At 54.6% G+C, this 1,144-nt stretch carries 1 protein-coding gene; it reads right to left on the bottom strand.

Annotated features, from left to right (window positions below; genetic code table 11):
- Positions 1–1,144: elongation factor Tu (gene tuf, locus ACNAU7_RS10330; protein ID WP_411723172.1), on the bottom strand; the 1,144-nt coding region annotated here is incomplete at both ends.

Raw genomic sequence — 1,144 nt, 5'->3', positions numbered from 1 at the left:
CACGCCGGCACCCACGGTACGACCGCCTTCGCGAATCGCAAAGCGCAGGCCTTCTTCCATAGCGATAGGCGCAATCAGTTCCACGGTAATGGTTACGTTTTCACCCGGCATTACCATTTCCACACCTTCTTCCAAAGTAACCGCGCCGGTTACGTCGGTGGTACGGAAGTAGAATTGGGGGCGGTAGTTGGCGAAGAACGGGGTATGGCGGCCGCCCTCTTCTTTGCTCAGTACGTACACTTCTGCTTTGAACTTGGTGTGCGGAGTGATGGTGCCGGGTTTGGCCAATACCTGACCGCGCTCTACGTCTTCACGCTTAGTACCGCGCAACAATACGCCTACGTTGTCGCCTGCCTGACCTTCGTCCAGCAGTTTGCGGAACATTTCAACGCCGGTACAGGTGGTTTTTTGGGTTTCTTTCAGACCGACGATTTCAATCTCGTCGCCAACGTGGATGACACCGCGCTCTACACGGCCGGTTACTACGGTACCACGACCGGAAATGGAGAACACGTCTTCGATAGGCAGCAGGAACGGTTTGTCTACGGCACGCTCGGGAGTCGGGATGTAGCTGTCCAATGCGGCAGCCAGTTCGAAGATTTTTTCTTCGTAAGCGGCATCGCCTTCCAAGGCTTTCAGTGCGGAACCTTGTACGATCGGGCAGTCGTCGCCGGGGAAGTCGTAGCTGGACAGCAGGTCGCGGATTTCCATTTCGACCAGTTCCAGCAGCTCGGCATCGTCGACCATATCGCATTTGTTCATGAACACGATGATGTAAGGTACGCCTACTTGACGGGCCAGCAGGATGTGTTCGCGGGTTTGCGGCATAGGGCCGTCGGCTGCGGAACATACCAAGATTGCGCCGTCCATTTGTGCGGCACCGGTAATCATGTTTTTAACGTAGTCGGCGTGACCCGGGCAGTCTACGTGTGCGTAGTGGCGGGTTTCGGTTTCGTATTCTACGTGTGAGGTATTAATGGTAATACCGCGGGCTTTTTCTTCGGGAGCGTTGTCGATTTGGTCGTAAGCTTTTGCAGCACCGCCGAATTTTTTAGCCAAAATAGTAGTCAAAGCAGCAGTCAGGGTGGTTTTACCATGGTCAACGTGACCGATGGTGCCAACGTTTACGTGCGGTTTGCTACGT

It is taken from the genome of Neisseria sp. LACPHL-SPEC-2024-00856, from assembly GCF_047915665.1.
Lineage (GTDB): Bacteria > Pseudomonadota > Gammaproteobacteria > Burkholderiales > Neisseriaceae > Neisseria > Neisseria polysaccharea.
This window is presented reverse-complemented; position numbering and strand designations above follow the sequence as displayed.